6 protein-coding genes and 1 pseudogene are annotated in these 5,774 nt (G+C 36.2%); 4 read left to right on the forward strand and 3 right to left on the reverse strand.

Features of this window, described 5'->3' with window-relative positions:
- A partial coding sequence (locus tag OZD68_RS04370) for a hypothetical protein (protein WP_275009086.1) occupies positions 1 to 212 on the reverse strand: 212 nt, incomplete at its 3' end.
- Here OZD68_RS04370 and OZD68_RS04375 point away from each other — a divergent pair.
- Positions 211 to 375: a hypothetical protein gene (locus OZD68_RS04375; RefSeq protein WP_259366103.1), complete on the forward strand. Its 165-nt coding sequence runs from the start codon at positions 211 to 213 to the stop codon at positions 373 to 375. The genes OZD68_RS04370 and OZD68_RS04375 overlap by 2 nt on opposite strands.
- 130 nt (positions 376 to 505) lie before the next feature.
- On the opposite strand, the pseudogene OZD68_RS06630 reads toward OZD68_RS04375, so the two are convergent.
- Positions 506 to 1,206: pseudogene (locus OZD68_RS06630) on the reverse strand (TIGR02217 family protein).
- A 190-nt stretch (positions 1,207 to 1,396) separates the two neighbouring features.
- Positions 1,397 to 2,155, reverse strand: coding sequence for a DsbA family protein (locus OZD68_RS04390; RefSeq protein ID WP_182309872.1), 759 nt, complete (start codon positions 2,153 to 2,155; stop codon positions 1,397 to 1,399).
- 324 nt (positions 2,156 to 2,479) lie between these two features.
- Here OZD68_RS04390 and OZD68_RS04395 point away from each other — a divergent pair, with 324 nt between their 5' ends.
- The 3 genes from OZD68_RS04395 to OZD68_RS04405 all read left to right on the forward strand — a co-directional run bounded on the left by OZD68_RS04395 (position 2,480) and on the right by OZD68_RS04405 (position 5,296).
- Positions 2,480 to 2,632: a hypothetical protein gene (locus OZD68_RS04395; RefSeq protein ID WP_007548541.1), complete on the forward strand. Its 153-nt coding sequence runs from the start codon at positions 2,480 to 2,482 to the stop codon at positions 2,630 to 2,632.
- Positions 2,633 to 2,648: 16 nt separating this feature from the next.
- On the forward strand, positions 2,649 to 3,722 hold the full coding sequence (locus OZD68_RS04400; RefSeq protein WP_259366105.1) for a Fic family protein: 1,074 nt from the start codon (positions 2,649 to 2,651) through the stop codon (positions 3,720 to 3,722).
- A 95-nt stretch (positions 3,723 to 3,817) separates the two neighbouring features.
- A complete protein-coding gene (locus OZD68_RS04405) occupies positions 3,818 to 5,296 on the forward strand; it encodes a UbiD family decarboxylase (RefSeq protein WP_182309874.1) in 1,479 nt (492 codons plus the stop codon).
- Positions 5,297 to 5,774: the final 478 nt, after the last annotated feature.

The raw sequence follows: 5,774 nt of genomic DNA on the forward strand, positions 1-5,774 counted from the left end.
TGCTTATGGCTATGGTAGAGCAGTAGCATATTATGATCTGTTCGGATTATTGTAAAAAGAGCTATAACTGAAGATAAAACAAAATTAGATATCTTTTTGAATGGAATTTTAGCAACAAAGAATTCGGATTTAGTATTATCTTGTATTAACAAGATAGAGGTTCTTAATGAGGAAGATAGATATTTTGTTAATCGCTTACAGAAAAACAACATGCTAGACTACATCTTAAACAAAGATGATACAACACTTGAAAAATTAACTCTAAAGGAATTGTTGAAGCTTTCTATTTTGCAGGAAGAAAAAAGCACTGAGTTAGAATCTCCCCAAGCTTCAAGTGTAAATGTTAGCAAAGCTCAGCAACATTGTAGTATATAGCTGGTGATAAAGTTTAAAATAATTGCATATACTAAGGCTCATTTAAATATAGAGCCTCAGTGGTGCTTAATTTTTTCAATTGATGGTGACTAGTAGCCCTACTATGATGTGGATCTATGCTCGCTTATAACTAAAATTTCACTTCCACCAAGGGGATATTATTCCAGCTATTGCTTCCATAGTCATCAATAGAAGCGTTTAAGTAATCTGTATCAAAGCGCACGGGCACATCAAATTCAAAGCTCGCAGTGATTATCACATCTTTTACTGGTGGCTTCATAAATGTTATTTCTCCAGTTGAATAATTTACTGAATATTCACTCTCTTCTTTACCATTTAAATAAATCTTTACTGTCCCATGTACTGGCTTTTTGATCATATGTATAGCCTTTCTTATAATAGTCCGAATGCGATAAGATATGTGTTTATGGCTATAGCAGGCCAGTAGCATATTACGGTCTGTTCTGATTATTGTAAAAAGAGCTATATATGCTTATCTTCCCCACTTACATAAGTTTTGATTAGCTGAAAAGTCGTTTTTTTGTTATCTCCTATACCAATCTCTTGATTAATGGCTATAAAATCCGACCAATCCTTAAAACGAAACCCTATTGCTTTACCTTTTCGTGCATGAAAAAATGTTATTAGTTCTAGTAGCTGCTCGTTTGATCTGACCCCGTAAGCTATGTTGTATCTAGTGCGTGCATGAGACCAATTGATGTTGCGCTGTTCACAACCATTGTGAGTTGTTACAACGTCAGTGGAAAATTCCGGTCCTCCAGTGGAACCATAAGATATATTTTCTGGAAATCTAATTTCTGTGAATGACATATACCCTCCTGTGAAAGTAAAATAGTTTGGTTGAAGAAAATGTTGTAATTTGAAAGCGTTTCACATAGTAAATGACGCTATGGAAAGTGGATGAGACTACTGAGTTAAACTGCTGTCACACCCACAGTTACTATACTCAGGTTCATTTGAGTTGTCGAGCAAAAAAATAAAATTTTATGGCAAACTGTAACTAGCCTTGCTTGTGACTTAATTCATCTACTTTTTTGCGTAATACATTCAAATCAGTTGCTCCTACAAACAGGCTATCTCCAATTATTAAAAAAGGTGTACCACCTACTCCCAAATCTCTTACTAGAAGCCTACTGTTGTTTATCATTTGCTCAATTTTGTCCGCGTTATCTTTTATGGAATCATTAAAATCGTCCTCATCAATCCCTATGTTTTTCACTATATCCAATATGCTTTCGTCTGAAAATTCTCCTTTGTGACTTAAAGCAGCATGGTGAAAATCGAAATATTTTTCTTTATCGAGAAAATAGACAGCTAAAGCACCTTTTGCTGCCTTTAAAGAAGCGTTACCAAGTATTGGAGCATCCCTAAAGATATACTTAATTTTGCCGTCGTTAATTAACTGCTTTATATCATTCTTTATAGCTTTGCAATGTCCACAAGAATAGTCAAGGAAGCCTACAGCTATAACACTACTATTTTCATTTCCGGAGTAAGGATAAGCAAGGTCAAATATTTGATCCTTGTATTGTGAAATTTTACTTTTGGTTACATTATCTCGAGCAGCGTAACTACTTTTAATCGACTCCTCTTTGAGAGTTTTTACGATCTTATCAAAATTTCTGCTTATATAATTATCTAATTTCTCACCTATATAATCATCGCTTAGCATTTGGCTGCGATTTGAAAGCCAATCGTTTATTATCGGCAAGCTTGCTATTGCTATTATTAAAATTAATAAAAACGATATTCTAGACATACAATTTATTTAAAAACCTACAACATAAAACTTTTAGTACACATTTATCTGTATATTAAAAGAAGCATCTAATGTTAATATATAAAAACATTTATATCAAGTGTATTTTATAGTCAGTTTTGCCTCGAATACAAACTTTACGTACAATAATTAGGTATATTGTCACAAAGTTCATCAGAAGACTTGATAATGTAGGTGACCAAACTACCCCCAGAATAGCCAATTATGAGATGCTCTATCTTTTACCGCCACGCTGTAAATACGGCGGTAAAACAAAGTTGATAGTTTTATTCCGCTGTGTATAATTTTCCGCGGAATAAACATATGAGTGAACCAATAATTGGCAGAGAAAAAGAAATAGCTATTCTACAAGACAAACTTCTTTCTCAATCAGCCGAATTTATTGCTGTTTATGGTCGGCGTCGTGTAAATGTTGTATTATCTGCATTTTATCAGCATAATATAGAAGTAATGTAATGCAGATATTATGCCGATGCCGAATTATACGATTACTTCTAAAATTGCTAGTTGTCTCATAAGGATTGAAGCAGCAAAAGAAAAAGTGTTACATTTGCCGCTCACTGTATCAATGCTTTTGTCTCTTCGTGAAACTGCACGGCTTTATACCACACACTATTCTACTATGATTGAAGGAAATCGACTTGAACCTAAACAGATTGAAGAGGTTTTAATTGGTAAAAGCCACTTTCCAAAATATAGGAGAGATGAAAATGAGGTTAAAGGATATTATGCAGCTTTAACTCAAGTTGAACAATGGGCAGCAAGGAGAATACCCATTACTGAGAAAGCTGTTCAAACACTACATGCTCTAGTAATAGCAAGTGGAAAATCTAAAATAAAATCAACACCTTATCGTGATGGTCAAAATGTTATCCGCGATAGTCTTACACGTGCAATAATTTATATGCCACCTGAAGCAAAGGATGTACCAAAGCTCATGAGCAGTATGATTGATTGGATTCGTAACAGTGAGCAAGTGCCTTGCCCAATTATTGCAGGTATTGCGCATTATCAATTTGTAACAATTCACCCTTACTATGACGGTAATGGTCGTACTGCAAGATTGTTGACTACATTAATTTTACACCTTGGTGGGTATGACCTAAAAGGACTTTATTCATTGGAAGAATATTATGCTAAGAATCTAGGAGCGTATTATGAAGCAATCAGTATAGGTCCATCGCACAACTATTACATGGGACGAGCTGAAGCAGATATTACTAAGTGGGTGGAGTATTTCGTAGAAGGTATGGCAAATTCATTTGAGAACGTTTTACAACGTATAAATAAAGAAGAATACCACGCTGATCAGACTGATCTTATACGTAAGCTTGATCCTAAACAACGCAAAGCTCTTGAGCTCTTCCAGGAGTTTTCCGCTATTACAGCTAGTCAGGTTGGCGAACTATTTAATTTTAAGCCTCGTACCAGTGCGCAACTTTGTAAAAAGTGTGTGGAAATGGGTTTTATCAAGATTGTAGATTTTTCCAATAGAGGAAGGAAATACAAACTTAGTAAGCAATATGAGGATTTGATCTCAAATTAACTGAAAGCTCGCTAGGCAGGAAAGTAGTGCATAGGTCAAATTTCAATAAAGTGCTTGAAAACTAAATGTAAACTTAAAATTTTAAAAACTGGAATATGTACAACAACTTACGTGACTTCATCAAAGCATTAGAAGAAAAAAAAGATCTGATTAGGATTAAGGAGGAAGTTTCAACAGTTCTTGAAATGACAGAAATTCATCGCAGAGTTTTGTCAAGCAAAGGGCCAGCGATCATTTTTGAAAATGTTATCACAGAAAATGGCAAAAATTCGATTCCAGTTTTGGTGAATTTATTTGGTACTATTAAGAGGATTGCATTGGGGTTGAACATAAACCCTGATGAACTAAGAGATCTTGGTAAACTTTTAGCATTTTTGCAATCACCTGAGCCGCCAAAAAACTTTAAGGATGCTATAAAAATGTTTCCTTTGTTGAAAGTCGTGTTATCGATGCGAAGTAAAGTCGTGAGCAAGGCTCCATGTCAAGAGGTAGTGCTAACCGGAGATGAAGTGGACCTAAGTCTACTGCCCATTCAAACATGCTGGCCAAATGAACCTGCACCACTTATCACCTGGCCAATTGTGGTAACGAAAGGACCCACGAAAGAAAAGCAAGATAATTTTAATCTTGGAATATATCGTATGCAGGTTATAGATAAAAAAACAACACTAATGCGTTGGCTTGCACACAGGGGTGGCGCAACTCACCATAAGCGTTGGAAGGAAGAAGGCAGAAATATGAAATTTCCTGCTGCTGCTGTAATCGGTAGTGATCCTGCAACGATTATTGCTGCGGTAACTCCAGTGCCAGAAACATTGTCAGAATACCAATTTGCTGGACTACTGCGAAAGAAGCCGCTTGAGCTGGTAAATTGTAAGACTATTCCACTTCAAGTACCAGCTCACGCGGAAATCGTTCTGGAAGGCTATGTGAGTTTGGATAGATATCAAGACGAAGGGCCATACGGAGATCACACCGGCTACTATAATTCTGTTGAGCAATTTCCTGAATTTAATATTACTGCAATTACTATGCGTAAAAACCCGATATATCTTAGCACTTTCACTGGCAAGCCACCTGATGAACCATCGATTCTTGGTGAAGCACTCAATGAAATTTTTGTGCCCATTCTTATCAATCAATTTCCAGAGATAGTGGACTTTTATCTTCCACCGGAAGGTTGCTCATATAGAATAGCGATAGTGTCGATAAAAAAATCCTATCCAGGGCAGGCAAAAAGAATTGTTATGGGCATACTTTCTTTTCTAAAGCAGTTTTTATACACGAAGTTTATTATCGTTGTTGATAATGATATAAATGTACGTGATTGGAAGGAAGTAATGTGGGCAATGTCAACGAGGATGGACCCTGTGCGTGATACAATCATGATAGAAAGTGTACCTATTGATTATTTAGACTTTGCTTCCCATGAAAGTGGACTTGGAGGTAAAATTGGATTTGATGCAACAAATAAAATCCCGCCTGAAACCAAACGAGAGTGGGGAAAGAAAATTGAGATGAGTGAGGAAATAGTAAGGAAAGTCGCGGAGAAGTGGGAGGAATATATGGACTAGACTTCTTGCATAAAAGCAGAAAAAAGTTTGGCGTTTTTTATAATGCCGCGATTGGCATTAACTGATAATTGTGATTTAAGTCCGTCACAGTGCCCTTTTTTTTGTCATCCTATAGCTATACCGCCGCGGTATCTCTTAGCAGCTAACAAGTAGTGGGATGACGAGCTTATCGTCATCCTGCCGCGAACCGTCATACCGCGATTCATTCGCGGTATCTCATCCGCTAACAAGCAGCGGGATACTTAGGGATGACGGTTGTTGTTTAGCTGTAAATATTAAGAAATTTACCAAATGAAAAAAAAGGCAAAAGAAGCCATGGGGTTATTATCCGCTTTAAAATATTGGTGTTTTTTATGTTTTAAACGCTTGACAAGCGAGATTCAGCAGCTTTTAATTGCAACTAACTTACGCTGCAAATGTTTAAGAAATTTACTAAGCAGAAAAAAAGACAAAGAATCCCCGAGTTAGCTAGTCTTTT

The sequence above is a fragment of the Wolbachia endosymbiont of Drosophila bicornuta genome (assembly GCF_028982105.1).
In the GTDB taxonomy this organism is placed as follows: Bacteria; Pseudomonadota; Alphaproteobacteria; order Rickettsiales; family Anaplasmataceae; genus Wolbachia; species Wolbachia pipientis.